This is a genomic window from Alteromonas sp. AWQ4_252 (assembly GCF_056158205.1).
In genome coordinates this window covers 63,823-81,125 of record NZ_JBSWSV010000001.1, presented here as the reverse complement: position 1 = coordinate 81,125, position 17,303 = coordinate 63,823, and the positions used below count along the sequence as shown (strand labels likewise).

18 protein-coding genes are annotated in these 17,303 nt (G+C 47.0%); 9 read left to right on the top strand and 9 right to left on the bottom strand.

Annotated features, from left to right (window positions below; translation table 11 throughout):
• Positions 1-3: 3 nt before the first annotated feature.
• The 7 genes from prlC (at position 4) to ACXACM_RS00355 (ending at position 7,299) form a co-directional block, all read left to right on the top strand.
• Positions 4-2,040 (top strand): oligopeptidase A, encoded by a 2,037-nt coding sequence (gene prlC / locus ACXACM_RS00385; RefSeq protein WP_474819029.1) that lies wholly within the window; start codon positions 4-6, stop codon positions 2,038-2,040.
• Positions 2,040-2,735: a DNA-3-methyladenine glycosylase I gene (locus ACXACM_RS00380; RefSeq protein ID WP_474819027.1), complete on the top strand. Its 696-nt coding sequence runs from the start codon at positions 2,040-2,042 to the stop codon at positions 2,733-2,735. The genes prlC and ACXACM_RS00380 overlap by 1 nt, the downstream gene beginning before the upstream one ends.
• A gap of 104 nt (positions 2,736-2,839) precedes the next feature.
• Positions 2,840-3,634 carry a bifunctional demethylmenaquinone methyltransferase/2-methoxy-6-polyprenyl-1,4-benzoquinol methylase UbiE gene (gene ubiE / locus ACXACM_RS00375; RefSeq protein ID WP_474819026.1) on the top strand — a complete coding sequence of 265 codons (795 nt, stop codon included), beginning with the start codon at positions 2,840-2,842 and terminating at the stop codon, positions 3,632-3,634.
• A gap of 41 nt (positions 3,635-3,675) precedes the next feature.
• Positions 3,676-4,287, top strand: a complete 612-nt coding sequence (locus ACXACM_RS00370) for a ubiquinone biosynthesis accessory factor UbiJ (protein ID WP_474819025.1) — start codon at positions 3,676-3,678, stop codon at positions 4,285-4,287.
• Positions 4,288-4,302: 15 nt separating this feature from the next.
• A complete protein-coding gene (ubiB, locus tag ACXACM_RS00365) occupies positions 4,303-5,937 on the top strand; it encodes a ubiquinone biosynthesis regulatory protein kinase UbiB (RefSeq protein ID WP_474819024.1) in 1,635 nt (544 codons plus the stop codon).
• 290 nt (positions 5,938-6,227) lie between these two features.
• Positions 6,228-6,437 carry a transcription antiterminator/RNA stability regulator CspE gene (gene cspE / locus ACXACM_RS00360; RefSeq protein ID WP_070126270.1) on the top strand — a complete coding sequence of 70 codons (210 nt, stop codon included), beginning with the start codon at positions 6,228-6,230 and terminating at the stop codon, positions 6,435-6,437.
• 178 nt (positions 6,438-6,615) lie between these two features.
• Positions 6,616-7,299 carry a hypothetical protein gene (locus ACXACM_RS00355; RefSeq protein WP_474819022.1) on the top strand — a complete coding sequence of 228 codons (684 nt, stop codon included), beginning with the start codon at positions 6,616-6,618 and terminating at the stop codon, positions 7,297-7,299.
• A 34-nt stretch (positions 7,300-7,333) separates the two neighbouring features.
• Here ACXACM_RS00355 and ACXACM_RS00350 read toward each other — a convergent pair whose 3' ends face one another.
• From ACXACM_RS00350 to ACXACM_RS00325, 6 genes are all read right to left on the bottom strand, one after another.
• Positions 7,334-7,885 carry a PEP-CTERM sorting domain-containing protein gene (locus ACXACM_RS00350; RefSeq protein WP_474819021.1) on the bottom strand — a complete coding sequence of 184 codons (552 nt, stop codon included), beginning with the start codon at positions 7,883-7,885 and terminating at the stop codon, positions 7,334-7,336.
• Between the two features lie 60 nt (positions 7,886-7,945).
• Complete coding sequence (locus tag ACXACM_RS00345; protein WP_474819020.1) at positions 7,946-9,370, bottom strand: alkaline phosphatase PhoX; 1,425 nt, start codon at positions 9,368-9,370, stop codon at positions 7,946-7,948.
• Positions 9,371-9,519: 149 nt separating this feature from the next.
• Complete coding sequence (gene tatC / locus ACXACM_RS00340; RefSeq protein ID WP_474819018.1) at positions 9,520-10,302, bottom strand: twin-arginine translocase subunit TatC; 783 nt, start codon at positions 10,300-10,302, stop codon at positions 9,520-9,522.
• A complete protein-coding gene (locus ACXACM_RS00335) occupies positions 10,295-10,681 on the bottom strand; it encodes a Sec-independent protein translocase subunit TatA/TatB (protein ID WP_474819017.1) in 387 nt (128 codons plus the stop codon). Before ACXACM_RS00335 ends, tatC begins: the two co-directional genes overlap by 8 nt.
• On the bottom strand, positions 10,674-10,889 hold the full coding sequence (tatA, locus tag ACXACM_RS00330) for a twin-arginine translocase TatA/TatE family subunit (protein WP_474819015.1): 216 nt from the start codon (positions 10,887-10,889) through the stop codon (positions 10,674-10,676). Before tatA ends, ACXACM_RS00335 begins: the two co-directional genes overlap by 8 nt.
• A gap of 102 nt (positions 10,890-10,991) precedes the next feature.
• Complete coding sequence (locus tag ACXACM_RS00325) at positions 10,992-12,362, bottom strand: aminotransferase-like domain-containing protein (protein WP_474819014.1); 1,371 nt, start codon at positions 12,360-12,362, stop codon at positions 10,992-10,994.
• Between the two features lie 99 nt (positions 12,363-12,461).
• On the opposite strand from ACXACM_RS00325, the gene ACXACM_RS00320 reads away from it, so the two are divergent.
• The gene (locus ACXACM_RS00320) at positions 12,462-13,058 is read left to right on the top strand and encodes a LysE family translocator (protein WP_474819013.1); all 597 of its coding nucleotides are present in this window, start codon (positions 12,462-12,464) and stop codon (positions 13,056-13,058) included.
• 51 nt (positions 13,059-13,109) lie between these two features.
• Entirely contained in the window at positions 13,110-13,583 is a 474-nt protein-coding gene (locus tag ACXACM_RS00315; protein WP_474819012.1) for an Lrp/AsnC family transcriptional regulator, read from the top strand.
• 455 nt (positions 13,584-14,038) lie between these two features.
• Here the strand turns inward: ACXACM_RS00315 and ACXACM_RS00310 are convergent, their stop codons facing one another.
• From ACXACM_RS00310 to fre, 3 genes are all read right to left on the bottom strand, one after another.
• A complete protein-coding gene (locus ACXACM_RS00310) occupies positions 14,039-15,022 on the bottom strand; it encodes a substrate-binding periplasmic protein (RefSeq protein WP_474819010.1) in 984 nt (327 codons plus the stop codon).
• Positions 15,023-15,176: 154 nt separating this feature from the next.
• On the bottom strand, positions 15,177-16,517 hold the full coding sequence (locus ACXACM_RS00305) for a M28 family metallopeptidase (RefSeq protein WP_474824173.1): 1,341 nt from the start codon (positions 16,515-16,517) through the stop codon (positions 15,177-15,179).
• Between the two features lie 74 nt (positions 16,518-16,591).
• The gene (gene fre / locus ACXACM_RS00300) at positions 16,592-17,287 is read right to left on the bottom strand and encodes an NAD(P)H-flavin reductase (RefSeq protein WP_474819009.1); all 696 of its coding nucleotides are present in this window, start codon (positions 17,285-17,287) and stop codon (positions 16,592-16,594) included.
• Positions 17,288-17,303 lie beyond the last annotated feature (16 nt).

Sequence of the window (17,303 nt, the reverse complement as noted above, 5' to 3'; positions counted from 1 at the left end):
ATCATGACAACATCTGCGGTAGAGCAAGTCGAAGGATTACCTTTGTTTTCTGGTATCAAACCGGAGGATATCAAACCAGCCGTTGAAGCGGCTATCGCCCATTGTAAAACAACCATCGAAGATGTTGTCTCTTCTCAGGAGATAAGCTACCACACCGTGGTAGAAAAGATTGAAGAGGCTGATGATCGCTTAAGTAAAATGTGGTCGCCAGTGTCGCATATGAATTCGGTGGTAAGTAGTGACGAACTGCGCGAAGCTCACGATGCATGCTTGCCCTTATTGTCTGAATACGGCACCTGGGTCGGGCAGCACGAAGGCCTTTACAATGCTTATCGGGCTCTCAGAGACAGCGACGAATTTTCCACCCTGGATGAACAGCGCCAGAAGCTTGTCGACAATACGTTGCGTGACTTCACTCTGTCTGGTGTTGCTTTGCCAGACGAAAAGAAGAAACGCTTCGCGGAAATTCAGGCCCGGCTCAGCGAATTATCGTCAACTTTTAGTAATAATGTGATGGATGCCACCATGGGGTGGACGAAACACGTCACTGACGAATCTGACCTATCCGGGTTGCCAGAATCTGCAATGGCAGCAGCTGCGCAGGCTGCTCATCAAAAAAATCTTCAAGGGTGGTTGTTCACTCTCGATATTCCGTCATATTTACCAGTAATGATGTACGCTGACAACGGCGCACTGCGTGAAGAAATGTATCGCGCTTACTGTACGCGGGCGTCTGAGCAGGGGCCGAATGCAGGTCAGTGGGACAACACGGCCATCATTCAGGAAACCCTGGCGCTGAGAAATGAACTGGCAAACTTGCTGGGCTTTGACAATTATGCTGAGCGGTCTCTGGCTACTAAAATGGCTGAATCTACTGACCAGGTCATTGGTTTTCTGCAGGATCTGGCAACAAAATCGCGACCGCAAGCGGCAGAAGAACTGGAAGAGGTTCGCGCATTTGCACAATCCCGTTTTGGCGTCGATACCCTCAATGCGTGGGATTTGCCGTACTACAGTGAAAAATTAAAACAGGAAAAATATACCATTTCAGATGAGATGTTACGCCCCTATTTTCCTGCAGATAAAGTACTAAATGGGTTGTTTGAAGTTGTACACAGGTTGTATGGCCTTAAAATTATAGAGCAGCCCGGTGTTGATGTGTGGCACGACGACGTGCGCTATTTCACTATCACCGATGACGCCGATGCTCTACGGGGAAGTTTCTATCTTGATTTGTACGCCCGGGCGAAAAAACGGGGCGGCGCTTGGATGGACGAGTGTCGCGTGCGCAGAGAACTACCTGATGGCAGCATTCAGTTACCCGTGGCTTACCTCACTTGCAACTTTAACGGTCCGGTTGGCGATAAACCTGCGCTATTTACCCATGACGAAGTGGTTACCCTGTTCCACGAGTTTGGCCATGGTATTCACCATATGCTGACGAAAATGTCCGTAGCGGGTGTGTCAGGTATAAATGGTGTGCCTTGGGATGCGGTAGAGTTGCCGAGCCAGTTTTTAGAAAACTGGTGTTGGGAGGAAGATGCGCTTAACTTTATTTCCGGACATTATGAAACCGGCGAACCCCTGCCGAACGACCTTCTCGACAAAATGTTAGCTGCCCGTGATTATCATTCTGCCATGCAAATGGTAAGACAACTGGAATTCAGCTTGTTCGACTTTACTTTGCATCAAAGCTCAGACGAAAATGTGGATGTACAAGCTGTACTGGACACGGTTCGCGAGCAGGTTGCAGTGATAACACCACCGTCGTTCAATCGCTTCCAGCATAGCTTTGGTCATATATTTGCTGGTGGTTACGCCGCAGGATATTACAGCTACAAGTGGGCTGAGGTCCTGTCTGCCGACGCGTTTAGCAAGTTCGAAGAAGACGGCATCTTCAACCGTGAAACGGGCAAAGCCTTCCTACACAACATTCTTGAAATGGGCGGAAGTCGTCCACCTATGGATTTGTTCGTTGCCTTCAGAGGCAGAGAGCCAAAGGTTGATGCCTTGCTACGTCACTCGGGGATCAGAGCTTAATGGCAGCAGAAGCTTTTTCGGTTATTTTTAACCGGGCTGCCAAGCGAAAGGGCGGTGAATCAGCCCTTTCGCACATGCTCAGCCAGCCTCTTTCAGCTACACAAGTTGCAAGCATACCTAACGACCGGTTTTTGGCGGAAATGACAAAGAAAGTCTTTCAGTCGGGGTTCGTATGGCGGGTAATTGAAAAGAAATGGCCGGATTTTGAAACTGTATTTTTTGGCTTCGATATCGAAAAAGTGTTGTTGATGCCCGATGAAATGCTTGAGCAGAAAGCCACGGATAAGCGTATCGTACGCAATTACAAAAAGGTCATTACGGTAAGAGACAATGCTTTGATGATCCAGGATATATGTCATCATCACGACAGTTTCGGCGCGTTTGTGGCCAGTTTCCCGCCCGAGCGTATAGTGGAGTTGTGGTTATATCTTAAAAAGCACGGTGCACGATTAGGTGGGAATACCGGGCCATACATGCTGAGAACCTGTGGTGTTGATACCTTCTTACTTTCCCGTGATACAGAAGATTATCTGCGTAAACACGAGGTTATTGATGGCTCCCTTACCAGTCAGCGTTCACTGAAAGCGGCGAACGCTTGCTTTGCCCAGTGGCAACAGGAAAGTGGTTTGTCACTTCAGGAAATCAGCCAAATCCTGGCGTATAGTTGGGGGCCCAACGAGCGCAATCTCGCGTAACTGTGAAAAGGTCTGCTAATTCAATGATTCGGCGGTAAAGCCCTGTTGCTCACCGCTGCTTTTGGGTACACTCCTAGCATCAGAAATAAACCCTCAGGAATGTCATGAGCGATAACCAGACTTCTACCGTTTCGCCCGAAGGGCAAAGCGCGCAAAACGACAAAACCACCCATTTTGGCTATAAGCAGGTCGATAAAGCGGAAAAAGCCTCATTGGTAGCAAATGTGTTTGATTCCGTAGCTGCCAAATATGACGTTATGAACGACTTTATGTCGTTGGGTATTCACCGGTTGTGGAAGCGTCATACCATCGATTGTTCTGGCGTGCGCGCAGGGCATAAGGTGTTGGACATCGCCGGCGGAACAGGCGATCTGACTGCGAAATTTTCCCGTCTGGTTGGGCCCACTGGTTCAGTCACCCTCGCTGATATTAATTTGTCTATGCTTAAGGTGGGGCGTGATAAACTTCGCGATCGCGGGTTGGTGAGTAACATAGATTACGTACAAGCTGATGCTGAAGCCCTGCCATTTCCTGATAACACCTTTGACGTGGTAACCATGGCGTTTGGTTTACGCAACGTTACAGAAAAACAAAATGCGCTGAATTCTATCTACCGTGTTTTAAAACCAGGCGGCCGCTTGCTGGTGTTGGAATTCTCCAAACCCACCACAGCTCAACTGAGTAAACTATACGACCTGTATTCGTTTCATATATTGCCAAAAATGGGGCAGTTGGTGGCGAACGATGCTGAGAGTTACCAATATTTAGCTGAAAGTATTCGAATGCACCCCGATCAGGAAACACTTAAAGGCATGTTTGAAGTTGCTGGTTTTGAGCAGTGCGACTATCAAAACCTCACTGGTGGTATCGTTGCATTACACCGGGGGTTTAAGTTCTAATGCCCGCACAGGCGCTATTTACTGCCGCTTTGGAAACCGCAATGAATAAGCTGCTTTCCCTTGATGAAGACAGTGCAGAACGGTTGCGTCAACTGGCAGGAAAATCTCTTAGTGTGTTTATTACAGACACACCTGTTGCCCTTCGGTTGGTGTTCGCCGACAACGTGAATGTTATGGCCGGGCTAGGGTCATTCGATGACGAAGTCAAAATACTGGATAAGCAGAGTTGCTGTATCCAGGTGTCACTGGATGTATTGCCGCAATTAAAGCAAAGCAGCCGGCTTACCGCGCTTATCCAGGAGGGTAAATTAACGGTAGAAGGCGAACTGGCGGTAGCGCAGCAGGTTAGTAGTCTGTTTCAGGCACTTAACATTGACTGGGAAGACGTGGTGTCACAATACACAGGTGACATAATGGCACACAATCTCTTCACTTCGGCCAATCGTGTTCACCAAACCATGTTGGGTGTGATTGACAACGCTAAGGTTGGTTTGGGCAATGCGCTGACCGAAGAAAAGCAAATTGCTGCTCCGGCGCTGGCAGTGGCGCATTTTTGTGACCAGGTTAGTGATTTACGTGATGACGCCGAGCGCGCCCAAGCAAGAATAAACAAGCTGGAAGCCATATTGTTGGCGGATCAGGAAAAGACATAATAGCGGATTAAAGACATGCGTTTAGGAAGACTGTACTTCATCAATAAAGTCCTTTTGCAGCATGGCTTGGATGAATTGATACCCTCTCGCTGGCTGCCTTGGTACGTGCGCGTAATGCGCAAACTGATTTTCTGGATCGGCAACGAACACAAGGATAAACCTGCTGGCGAGCGCATTACCCTGGCGCTACAAGCCCTTGGCCCGGTGTTTATCAAATTTGGTCAGATGTTATCTACCCGGCGAGATTTACTCGCACCTGCCATTGCCAATGAACTTGCCCGATTACAAGATAACGTAGCACCGTTTTCCAGTGATGCAGCTAAAGCGATTATTTTAAAAAGCCTGAATATTCCAACGCTGGATGTTGTGTTTTCATCGTTTGAAGAAAAGCCTTTAGCATCTGCATCAATTGCCCAGGTGCACGCGGGAACACTTAAAAGTAACGGTGAAGACATTGTTGTCAAAGTACTGCGCCCGGGAATAAGAAAGACCATAGACGCGGATATGGAGTTGCTTTATACCCTGGCCGGGGTGCTGCAAAAGTGGCTGCCCGACGGCAAACGCCTACGCCCTGTGGAGGTGGTCACTGAATATCAGAAAACCCTGGTAGATGAGCTTGACCTGATGCGTGAATCGGCAAATGGCATTCAATTGCGACGTAATTTTGAGGGCTCTGAGAGTTTATATGTGCCTGTGATGTACGGTGATTATTGTCGCCATGATGTACTGGTAATGGAACGCATTTACGGGATTCCGATCTCTAATCTCGACGCATTATTAGCCCAGAAAACCAACATGAAGAAGCTGGCAGAGCGTGGCGTCGAAGTATTCTTCACCCAGGTATTTAGAGACAGTTTTTTTCATGCCGATATGCACCCTGGCAATATTTTCGTGTCTACGAAAAACCCCGATAACCCACAATATATTGCCATTGATTTTGGTATCGTAGGGACATTGAATCGCGAAGATAAGCGGTATCTGGCAGAAAACTTCATCGCCTTTTTTAATCGGGATTACAGAAAAGTAGCGCAACTTCATGCCGATTCTGGTTGGGTGCCACCCGACACAAATATCGACGAATTTGAGATGGCTATCCGCACCGTGTGCGAACCCATTTTCCAGAAACCGCTGGCTGAAATATCTTTCGGGAATGTGCTCTTGCAGCTGTTCAATACAGCAAGACGGTTCAATATGGTGGTGCAACCCCAACTGGTATTGTTGCAGAAAACCTTGTTGTACATCGAAGGGTTAGGCCGTCAGTTGTATCCACAGCTTGATTTGTGGCAAACCGCTAAGCCCTTTTTAGAAAACTGGATGAAACAACAGATTGGCGTTAAGGCCATGTACACGAAGGTAAAAGAGAACTTGCCGTTTTGGTCTGAAAAGTTGCCGGAAATGCCGGACCTTATTCACGACAGTTTAAAACAGGTAAAAGGGTTACCTTTGCAGTTACAGCGCGGACAGCAGGAAATTGCACGGCTACAGCTGGAAGCTGCAAAGGCAAATCACTGGGTTGTGGTAGGCGCAACTTTTATCATCGTCGCAGCCATTTTACCCCTTTATACAGACAGCTGGACTTATCCGGTTTGCAGCGTAATAACTGGGTTGGGGTGCTGGGTTCAGGGGTGGCGACACAGCCATCCTAAATAGGCTAGTGAGCCGCGATTCTGACAGAACCGTTACGAAAATGTGATATTTTTCAGATGGCGGTGAATTTTTGTATCATTTTTCGTATCAGCTGTTATAGTGGAAAAGGCTGAATTGTCAGCGGTCTTTTAGACGAGATTATTTTTGTTTCTACCACGATGTAAAACGCTCTGGTTACACCTGTAATTGTATCAAGTTGTTTGCCCATCCCATGTAAGACCCAAATAACCCCGTTGTTTAAGGCCATGAGTAAAGCGCCTTGGCGCAGTTTTATAGAAAGTTTTGAGGTCTACATGTCTAAAGTTACAGGCACCGTTAAATGGTTTAACGCAGATAAAGGTTATGGATTCCTGACTCAGGATAGCGGCGATAAGGATGTTTTCGTACATTTCCGTGCTATCGTTTCTGAAGGGTACAAAACCCTGAACGAAGGTCAGCGAGTTGAGTTTGAAGTCGAGCAAGGTCAAAAAGGCCTGCAGGCAGCCAACGTAAGCGCTATCTGATTCCAAAAAAACGGTGACTGCAGTCACCGTTTTTTATTTCTCCTTCAAAAAAATAGCCCGTTAACTGTGGCTAATAGTTACAATATGTAACGTATTCTTTATTTGCTATTACTCTCAATTCTGTGTACATACGCTTATACCTTGCGCTGTTATCCGTCATAACGTTATAGGAGTTTTCATGCGTAGCTTGTTTAAACGGGTTTCCTCAATACTGGCCGTATTAACTATATTGGCAGCCTATCCAGCGCTTGCGAAAGACGCTGTGCTTGCTGTTTTATTTGATGAGCCTGTTACTGAAGCAGATGTATCACCGGATCCTGTTCAGCTCAATACCCTGGCAAAAGCCCTAGGCGTGTCACGGGATATGGCAGTTGCCCATTTCCAGCATGGCAAGCTAACCGAGCTTATTGTGGATAAAGTGCTGGCACAGTATGCGGAAACGAGAAATATCAACCCTGATCCTGCGTTAGTTGCCCGCTTTATTGAGGTGTTCGGAGACAGCCTTGATACCCAAAAAGCGAAAGAGGCGCAGGCAAGGGCAGAAGCGGAAGACGATGCAATGCCAATGCCTGAAAGCGCAATGCAAAAATCCATTCAAACCATCGCTGAAGAGCAGGTAAAGCGGTGGCTGATTGATAAGTCGCTTTACAACGAGTTTGGCGGTGCAGTGGTGTTCCGTTCTAATACGCCACAATATCCGGTAGGTGCCTATTACGCGCTTTTACAGCAATATGCAAAGCAAGGAAAGCTGGTAATTAAGGAAGACGTATTTGCCGGACTATTCTGGAAAGGCTTTTCACCGCCATATACTGCAGTGATTACACCAGAAGCAGTGGACTTCTCTTACCCCTGGTGGTTCTGAAAAGCAGACAGGCGGAGTACCGCCTGTTTAATATTTATTTTCCCTGAAAGCGACGTTGTTGCCACAACAGGCCTGCAAGTGCCAGAAAAATTACTGAAAATGTTGCAGGCTCACTAACCTGTACCTGAGAGTAAGCACTGGTTAGCACATATTCCGTGCCACCGAAATCAAAGCCTTCGTTACCACCTAATGCCAGTGTGTACCATCCAGCAGCGAGGTTGCCCGAGTTAAGCGCATTATTTCCCGCACCAGGAAAGAAAGGGTCGGTACCAGTGACATAAGCAAAGTTATTGCCCATGAAGTCGATGAAATCACCGCTGTTACTGAACAAAAAGCCTGGATCCATTGTGATTTCACCTTGATAAAGGCTCAGGCCAATGGACGACACCGCGGACACTGCGAAATCTAACTCTGTATCATTCATTAACTCAAAAGTGTAGAAGTCAATGGCGCTGGTATCTTCCATATTCCAGCCGTCGTTGGTCATAAGTGTACCCGTGTTATCGCCGGGCAAATTAAGAGTGAACAGGCCTGCATTGGCCAGTGGTGTCAGTACAAGTGATGCCGCTACTAAAAACCATTTCATAGTGTATTTCCTTTTATTTATGGGTTTGAAACAGGGGCCAGAGCGGCCCCTTTTATGTCATTAAAGTGCGCCATTTTCCCAAGGGCCGGTAATCGCAAACGTCACACCCGGAGACTGTATGTTTACAAACAACCAGCGACCGTAGAAGCACGCGCCCGCCCACTCACGGCTTGTAAAGCTACGGCGATCAGAGCCATCCATGCTTGGCCCTACGCTGTCCCAAAAGTTTTGGGCAACACCTGGGTAAACCTGGTCGATGGTTTGAACGTCGCCTTGATCCAACGCAATGCGGTTTTCACAGAACGTGAAGGTTTCACCGGCTTGAGTAAGGCCAACAAGACGTTTAGGGTCAGAGCCGCCGTCTTCACACATTAAAATACTACCGCGAGGGCTAACAGCGATGTTATCCGGGCCGTCGACTTCTGAATCACTGGTAGATTCGAATACCAATGTCAGTGTTTGCTTGCGAGGGTCAAAACAGAAAATTTGACCAAGGTTAGCTGCGCCACCGGAGGTAGACACAAAGTAGATTTTGCCATCGTCGTACCAGCAACCTTCACCGCGTTCGATAATTGCTGCATCTGACGCCTGGTCAAAGCAACGCTGGTTGAATGCATCCGGGTCTGACACTTCTTGCCAGGTTACGTCCCAGGTTGTGCCTTCTACCAAACCACCGCGTAAGTCTACGCGGCTGGTGTTATCCAGAACCATGGCGTACAGGCGTCCACCAGATTTTAAATCGCCATACGCGCCGGTAGGCTCGAATTTGTAGAAGCACGAAGAGCCAGCGTCTTCAGTTTCATAAACAAAACCTGTGGCCGGGTCAACGGCAACGGCTTCGTGAGAGAAGCGACCCATGTCGCGAATAGGCTGACCGTCAGAAATACCAAATCCTGGTACTTCAAATACGTAACCGTGGTAAAAACCACCGTTTTCCTGATAGGTTTCTTCGCACGACAACCAGGTGCTCCAGGGCGTTAGACCACCAGCACAGTTTCGAATTGTGCCGCCCAGGCTGTTGTAGGAAGATAAGAAACGGCCATTGATGGCGTCAAACAAGATGTTGGTTGTGCCACCATATTGGGCTGGATTATAGATACCACGGCCGCTAGCAGGGTCACATTTTGCACCTTCTCCTTCGCTGAGTTCATGATTACGAACCAGGCATATGATGTTTTGTTTTGCTGCTACGACTGCCATACCATCGTGGTCGGTAGGTGTAATGGTTCTGTCTGACTGTATTTGACCAGTCCACCCGTAAGAGGTGTACTCGAAGCCTTCAGGTAATGCCAAAAGCTCTAAACCTGTGGCTTTACACGGCTTCATACTCAAAGGGCCATAGCTGGCTGAGTATGGCAGTGTGGCTGCTTTAGTTGAAAGTGAAGTAAGTGCAGTACTCGCCGCAACGATTGAACTGCCTTTCACGAAATCTCGTCTGTTTACCTCTGGCTGAGTTGATTTCAGCGGTGCATTATCTTGTGACATGTTTTGATACCTGTACGATTGTTTTTAATGAAAGTACTAGGAACCCGGCAAACCTCGCGGTACTTCTCCCGTTGGTCTTGCATGTAAGACAATACGCCAACAAAATGACGCTTCAGCGCCATTTATTTTACGGTTTCTATACACCTTTATTACACAGAGGCAGTTTCTTCATTGCGCTTGCGGTTTTCGCCCAAGGCAACCAAGAAAACCGACAATTCGTAAAGCAAAATAATAGGCGTGCCCAAGGCAATTTGAGAAATAAGATCAGGGGGAGTGATAACGGCTGCTACCAGAAATATAATCACAATAGCGTGTCTGCGGTAGTGCCGTAGAGAGGCGGCGTTAACCAGGTTGGCTTTGGCCAATACTAACAAAAATATGGGTAATTCGAATGAGAGCCCGAATGCAATGATCAGCTTGAGCACAAGTGAGAGGTATTCACTCATTTTTGCTTCAAGTTCAACCCGAATGCCATCTTCTCCGCCCATTGATTCAAAGCTTATAAAAAACTCCCAGGCCGCAGGCATAACAACATAGAATGCCAGTGCTGCACCAGCGACAAATAAAACAGGCGTCATTAGAAACAAAGGCATCATGCCTTTTTTCTCGTGGGAATACATACCGGGAGAAAGGAAACGCCAGACCTGCATTAACATTAGAGGAAGAGAAAAAAACAAGGCGGTAAAAAATGCCACTTTCATGTAAGTGAAAAAGGCTTCCTGCAAGCCTGTATAAATCATTCTTCTGTCTGACTGGCTACTGAACTGCTCTACCAACGGCGCTTGTAAGAAACGATAAATATCAGTGGCAAAATAATACGCCACGCCAAATACGAGTAAAAAGAACACCAGGCAGTAAATAAGACGGGTACGAAGTTCAATTAAATGGGAGAGTAGCGGCGCTTTTGAGGCGGCAACGTTGTCATCAGTCATGTGACTCACCTTGGGCTGTTTCGTCGTGTTTCCTGTTGTTCTCTTTACGGGTCTGGTTTTGGGCTAATTCAATCCGGGTTCTTCTGGCCTTGTGCTCGTCACCGGACATGGAACCGGGCATAAAGTCATCAGGCAAATTATTAACTTCAGGGGGAAGGAATTCACGCCAGCTTTCGTCTCCGGGTTGTGCTTTTCCGGAAACGATATTTACTTCTTTTTGCAGTTGAGACATGCTGCCCTGAACATCGGCATACATCCGGCGAATTTTGGCTACCAACTTTCCAAATAACTGAAACAGTTCCGGCAGGTCTTTCGGACCGATGATCAGCAGTGCCAGCACGCCAACAAAAAATAGTTCCGGCACACTTAAATCAAACATGTTCACGCTTACCCGATACAGCTTCTTCGGTATTAATTTTCTGTTGTTCCGAAGTCTTGGTTAGTTCGCTTTTTTCTTCTTTAACCCCTTGCTTGAAGCTCTTTATACCCGCTGCGAGGTCGCCCATAATAGCGGGAATGCGGCCGCGACCGAATAACAGTAATACAATAAGTAACACCAATACGAGTTGCCAGATATTCAATCCCATTTTCATAAGTCCGTGATTAATTCTGACTCTATGCTGGCGTGTGTGTATGACTGCTTCGTGAAATAAATGTGAACAAATAATGTTCACATTTATTTGTATTCTTTAAATGATGGCTCGCTCTGGCAAAGATGGGTTTAGCGCTTTGGCAATTATTTTCAGCCCGGCTTCAAGTTTAGCGAACGACATATTTCCTAAGCATAGCCTGATATGGGGAGACGGTTTTTGGGAGATGTGGAAGAAAACCGAGGGCAGAACATCTACACCTAACTGGCTTAAACGGGCGATAACTTCCCCGTTTTCCAGGCGGGGCGAGTGCTTTACCCACAAGTGTTGATTTGCTTCATCATATTGCATTCGCTTTTCCCCGAGGATCTCCTTTGCCAGCGCCAGACGGCTTTCAATATCACGTCGTCTGGCTTGCTCAATTTCTGCAGCATCGCCACTGGTAATAAGCCTGGCAGCTATTTCCATCATCATCGACGGCATAACCCAACTCTGGGCCTGTATGATGCGTGTCATTGCGTCTGTGTACTGTGGAGGTGTGGTTAATGTACCCACTCGCAGCGCGGGCGCGATCCGCTTGGACATACTGGACACATAGAATGTTCGTTCTGGCGCGAGGGCTTGTAGCGGGGTAACGGGGCGATGGTGAAGGTATAAGTCATCTTCAACAATAAAAATATCGTACTTCCTGGCTATTTTGATGAGTTTTTCACGGCGCGCCAAAGACAGGGTTCTGCCGGTAGGGTTGTGCGCTGTAGGTAATATGGCTAATACCTGGCTGGTAGCTTGCTTACACAATTGGCGGAAATCGTTGATGTCGAACCCCTCGTCATCCATGGCTACCGGGTGAAGCTTTAAATCGAGAAGCGTGGCAATGGTGCGTATGCCAGAAAATGTGGTTTCCTGAACCATAACCGTATCACCTTTTTCACACAGCAGCATCAGCGACGACAGCAAGCCCTGTTGTGCACCGTTTAGCAAGAAAAAGTGGTTAGGATCTACCGCTGCCCCTCTTTCCTTTAGCCACTCAGCCAGCACTTTTCGGTGAGAAAGCCAGCCACGGGTATCTCCATACTTAGACCAAAGCGCATCATTTGAGCTTTCGGCAATAGCTTTAACATGACGATTGATAAGGGGGCCGATATCGAGCTGAGCAGGTTGGTTTATTGTAAAGTCGTAAACATCGTCACGGCCCTCTACCATTGTCGCACTGATATCCCTGGCTTTCTTTTGCTCCTTGACGAAGGTGCCTTTGCCCTGAGTTTTTTCCAACAACCCTTTGCCAGCGACCTCCTCAAAAGCTCTGTTTATAGTGCCGGGGGTGACATTCAATGCCTTGGCCAGCGCCCTGACAGTGGGAAGCTGGTCTCCTCTTTTAAGCTCACCATTTAACACTGCCTGTACAATGGCGTCGCTGATTTGTTGATACAGCTTTTGGTCACATTTGTGATCAATTGATGGAACCCACATAGTCACTTCCTGATTGATACAGTAACAATTAAAATTTTTTAGTTTATTGTTTGCCCTGTCACTATATCAATTATTGGCAAAAAAATGAGCGAAAATTAAATGGAGTGGCACAATCTAGGGTTAATGGTGGCTTTTGCTGCCAGTATGACATTTTCTCCAGGCCCGGCTAATCTCACCTTGCTTGGCACAAGTGTTCAGCTCGGAGTACGCAATACTGTCCCGCTGCTTCTTGGTATTGTTGCGGGGTTTATAATTAATGCAGTGGCAATATGTGTAGGTTTAGGTAGTTTCTTCCAGCAGTTTCCATCTGCCGTGTTGGCAATAAAAGTGCTGGGTACACTTTATATTCTCTATTTAGCGTGGGGTCTTTGGAAGGTTCGCTATGCTGAGGTGGGAAAAAGTCGGGCATCAACACCGGGTTTTTATAAAGGTTTACTGGTACACCCGCTTAACCCGAAGGCCTGGATGATGCTTATTACTGCGTATAGTCAGTTTGTGTCTCCCGAAACTGTAGTGACAGACAGTGCACAGCTCATTATTGTATTTTGTATTTGCGGCTTGCTAGCCAACGGCTCATGGATGGTTTTGGGCAGTGTAATTCACGAATACCTTCAGGTTCCTAAAATGAGATATGGCATTTTTACGTCCCTGGCTGTTTTACTTGTCGGTTTATCCGTTGCATTGTGGCTGACGTAGCCAGGGCACAAATGGTAAAGTCGGGTTTGGTTAAAGGTACAAGAGAACGACATGCAAAGTGCAGGGCCCGACAAAACTGATAAAGCGATCCTCTCTATTTTACAGCAAAATGCAGATACTCCTATTCAGGATATCGCCGATGCCGTCGGCCTGACGTCCACCCCGTGTTGGCGTCGTATTCAGCGCTTGCAGGAAAAAGGGTACATAACCCGAAGGGTAGCGCTGTTAAGCGCCAAACAATTGGGGTTGGCCATGACAGTGTTTGTACAAGTTAAAGCGGCCACGCACCAAGCTAAATGGCTGACGAAATTTGCCAGTCATGTATCGGCGTTTGAAGAGGTCGTAGAGTTCTATCGCATGTCTGGTGAATATGATTACATGCTTAAAGTGGTCGTCACCGACATGGCTAGCTTCGATCACTTTTACAAGCGATTGGTAGAGGGAATAGATTTAGGCGATGTGACGTCGAGTTTTGCCATGGAACAAATAAAATACTCCACCCAAATGCCTCTGAATCATCTTTAGCGCGCAAATTGTGTGATTGGTGAAATGGGAGGACGGGCACAACTCAATTGCAGTGGCAAGAAAGCTATTTAAAGCCTGATATAAAAATAGGCCTTAAAATTAAGGCCTATTTATCGGGTATTAACGCTACTGATGTGAATCAGCGAGTAGCTTTGATTTTTTCTTGATCTTGCAATCAAAAATTTTCTCAGCATTTTTCCTTCCAATATAGTATGCCACTGTATATGGATGGGCCCGCTCAAAAAACCGAGTAAATGACTTGGTTAGCGCATGCATAATAATGAACCCTCCTGTTGATTAACCCGCTTACTATCATAGTATTATGACATTAATATGTCTAACGTGTTACATATCAAAAAAGTTCACATGACGATAGATTTTTTTAATTAATGGGGCTAATTGATTAATAAATAAGAGATTTCGTACTGCGTTTTTGTGTTTCCAGAGTGAACTAATTACCACTGTTTTATAATTTTTTTATAAACATCGCGGTCAAGGAAGCTTTCAGGGGCTGCAGAAGCGGCAGAAATTAAGGCAGTTTTAGCTTTCTCAAAAGTGGGATACACCTCGCCGTTAACGTAAAAACGCGAAGCATCACCGGGTTTCGTATCATCCAGGGGAAAAGCTTTTAAAAACTGGCGCTCATCGAGGCGATGGTTAACTTTGTCACTTGTGACGTAATCTGCAACGCCATCGTCATCCACATCTTTTTGAAGCCAGGTAACGCCGAGGTATTCGTTGAAGCTGCCATCTTTTTGCATCTGGGCAATGACAGAATCAAATTTCTTAATCAGTGCCAGATTGTCGCTGCTTTTTTTCAATGCCAGATGAAATCCTTTAGAGAGCAGAGGGGCTGGCGTGAGAAAAACCGGTTCTTCATTGTCAGTTATCAGTAAACGGTTGAAGTCAGACAGTAATAATTCTGAAGTCAGAATAAAGGGTGCGCGATTGTCGGCAAATTGTTTAAACGCATCGTAGGTGGATGGATTTCTCGACCATTTTATTTCGCGGATCTTTCGAATATCGTCGGTATTAGCAAAGCGATTTTCTACGGCAATTCGACTGTCTTGCAGTTGTGGAATAAGCGTGATGTTTGCCACGTTGGGTCGTTTGCTGCCCACAAACAGGCGCAAAGGCAGATAGGCCTCAGAATAATAGAGGTTACTATCCCGGCTATCCAAACTGATAAACGCAAACTCGCCGTCTAACTGCCCGGCACTTAGTGCGCTGCCCAAAAAAGCGCGCCGCATTACACTAAGCTCTACGTCTTCGCTTATACGGGAGAAGGCAGTCTGAACGATGGTATTCAAACGTGCTGGTTCACCTTCGTTATCTACATAAGTGGCCAAAGGAGATGCGCCGAGCTTCACTGTCGCCATAGAAAGCGGGCTGGCGACGCAAAAACAGATACATAGAAGAAAATGAAAAAGCTTAATCATCAAATACTTCCTTTAAGGCTTCTCTGATACCGTAGCGGTAAATAAAGCGAAAGTGTAGTGATATACGTGAAAAAGCAAAAAAAAGAGTGACACCTGTCACCCTTTTAATGCGAGGTAAATAAGTTTATCTGCCGTTTCTGCGGTCTGTTCTCTGCTAGTCGCCGAAGCTACCGGCGGGGCCGGGGTAGACCACCGGGCTCTCGATGCCGTCTTTATTTACGCTGGCAACACCAAAAAAGTAGTTATCAATAACGATGTTTTCGAGAGTCGCTTCAGTAACATTGCCCACAAAACGGCTAAATTGCCATTGGGGGGCAGCAGTATAACGCCAGTAAACCTTGTAACCTGCAAGTTGTGGGTTTTGGGTACTATCCGCAGCCTTCCAGGACAACGTTGTTGAAGGTTGAACCGCTCCTTTTATGGAAACTTCAGCAGGCGGCGTTGGTGCCCACGACATAGCCGCCAAACTCACCGCATTGAGCCCGGTGAGCTTCGCAGCATATTCCATGTTCACGCCATCGATAGTATCACCGTACCGGATACCGTTTTCAGTGCGCAGGTCCTGGTGTTGGCGTGTATAGTTTTCGTTGGTTTCCATAATGCGAATACCCGGGTACCCCAAATCATTAAACGGGCGATGGTGTCCGCCACGGCGATATCTATCCAAGCGATAAATCACCATGGTATCGAGGTTTTCGATATATTGATCAGCCATTTTATCGATATAGCGGGCGAGATTTCGACTGGGGGAATCCACTTCACCGCCGGTGAATCTGCGAAGCCGTGCTTCATCTGCCGTTTCCGTGACCCGGGTGCCTTCAGCGAAAATTCTTGCCGTGGTGTTGTTTATCACCCCGTTGACGCCTTCAATATTGCCTATCATATCGTTGTTCAATACCGCTTTAATTCGCCAGCCTTCCCGCTGTGCTTTCTCAGCCAGTATTTTTCCGCCGAAAAGCCCTTGTTCTTCCCCTGATAGTGCCGCATACACGATGGAGCTGTTGAAGGAGTATTTACTCAGGACGCGAGCGGCCTCCAGTGTGCCGGCCACGCCTGAAGCGTTATCGTTTGCGCCGGGGCTGTCAGAAGTGGAATCCATAACATCAGATACCCGTGAGTCAATGTCACCAGACATAATAACGTAGCGGTCAGGATCTGTTGTTCCTCGCTGTATAGCAATAACATTGACGACTTCAACCGGGTCTGGGATACGAGATTCACCGCTAATAACACCTCGTACAGTGAACACCTCAAGGCAGCCACCACAGTCAGCAGAAATTTTCTCAAATTCACGCTCAATCCAGCGTCTTGCTGCACCAATACCGCGACTATCGGATTCAGTTTCAGACAGGGTATGACGAGTGCCAAAACCCACAAGTGTGGTGATGTCTTTTTCTATTCTCTCGGCGGATACGGCGGAAGCAATGTCGTGAAGACGGGCATCGTCTTGAAAAACAGGGGTTGACAGTGCCGGAAACGACACTGCACATGCCATCGCTAAATATTTGCGCAGCATATTAAACTCTCCTTCTGTCAGGTTATTAGTGCCGCGCGTCTGGGGTCACGGCTTTATATAAATGCGTAAGCGTCACCAAAGAGTGTATCGGCGCTCAAACCACAAGTGGCGAAGTCATCCCGGGCAACTTTGGCCATTTCGAAACGACCGGCAATATACACATGTTTGCCTGACATATCGGCATGATCGCTCATGACCGCTTTATGTACCCAGCCTGTTTTGCCTTCCCAGCCGTCTTCTGGAAATTCTACTACTGGTTCGAACTGAAAATGGGGATGTTTGGCGGCTAATGTTGTGAGTTCATCGAACAGGTAGAGATCCTGTTTGTGTTTTCCGCCCCAATATAAGGTAACGTTGGCATCGGATTTATCGTGCAAAATTTGTTGAAGAATAGACCAGGTATAAGAAAACCCAGTACCACCTGCAATAAGGATAATATCGGCGTCAGCAGCCTGCAAGTGCGCGTCGCCATGGCCACCACTCAACACGATTTCGCCTTCAGCGCGCATTTTATCAAGCACCTCAGTGGCGTATGCATTCTTTTCGTCAGCGCCAATATGCAACTCAATTCGTCCGTTGTCGTACGCCGGATTCGCAATAGAAAAAGGACGCTTATCTTTTTCACCCATATGCACCATGATGTACTGACCGGCTTTAAAATCCACTGGCTGAGCTGGCGTTAATTCAACTTTATAAACGACCTCAGTTAACGGCGTGATGGCCGCAACCTTACACTGAAATTCCGACATATTTACTCTTTGATTG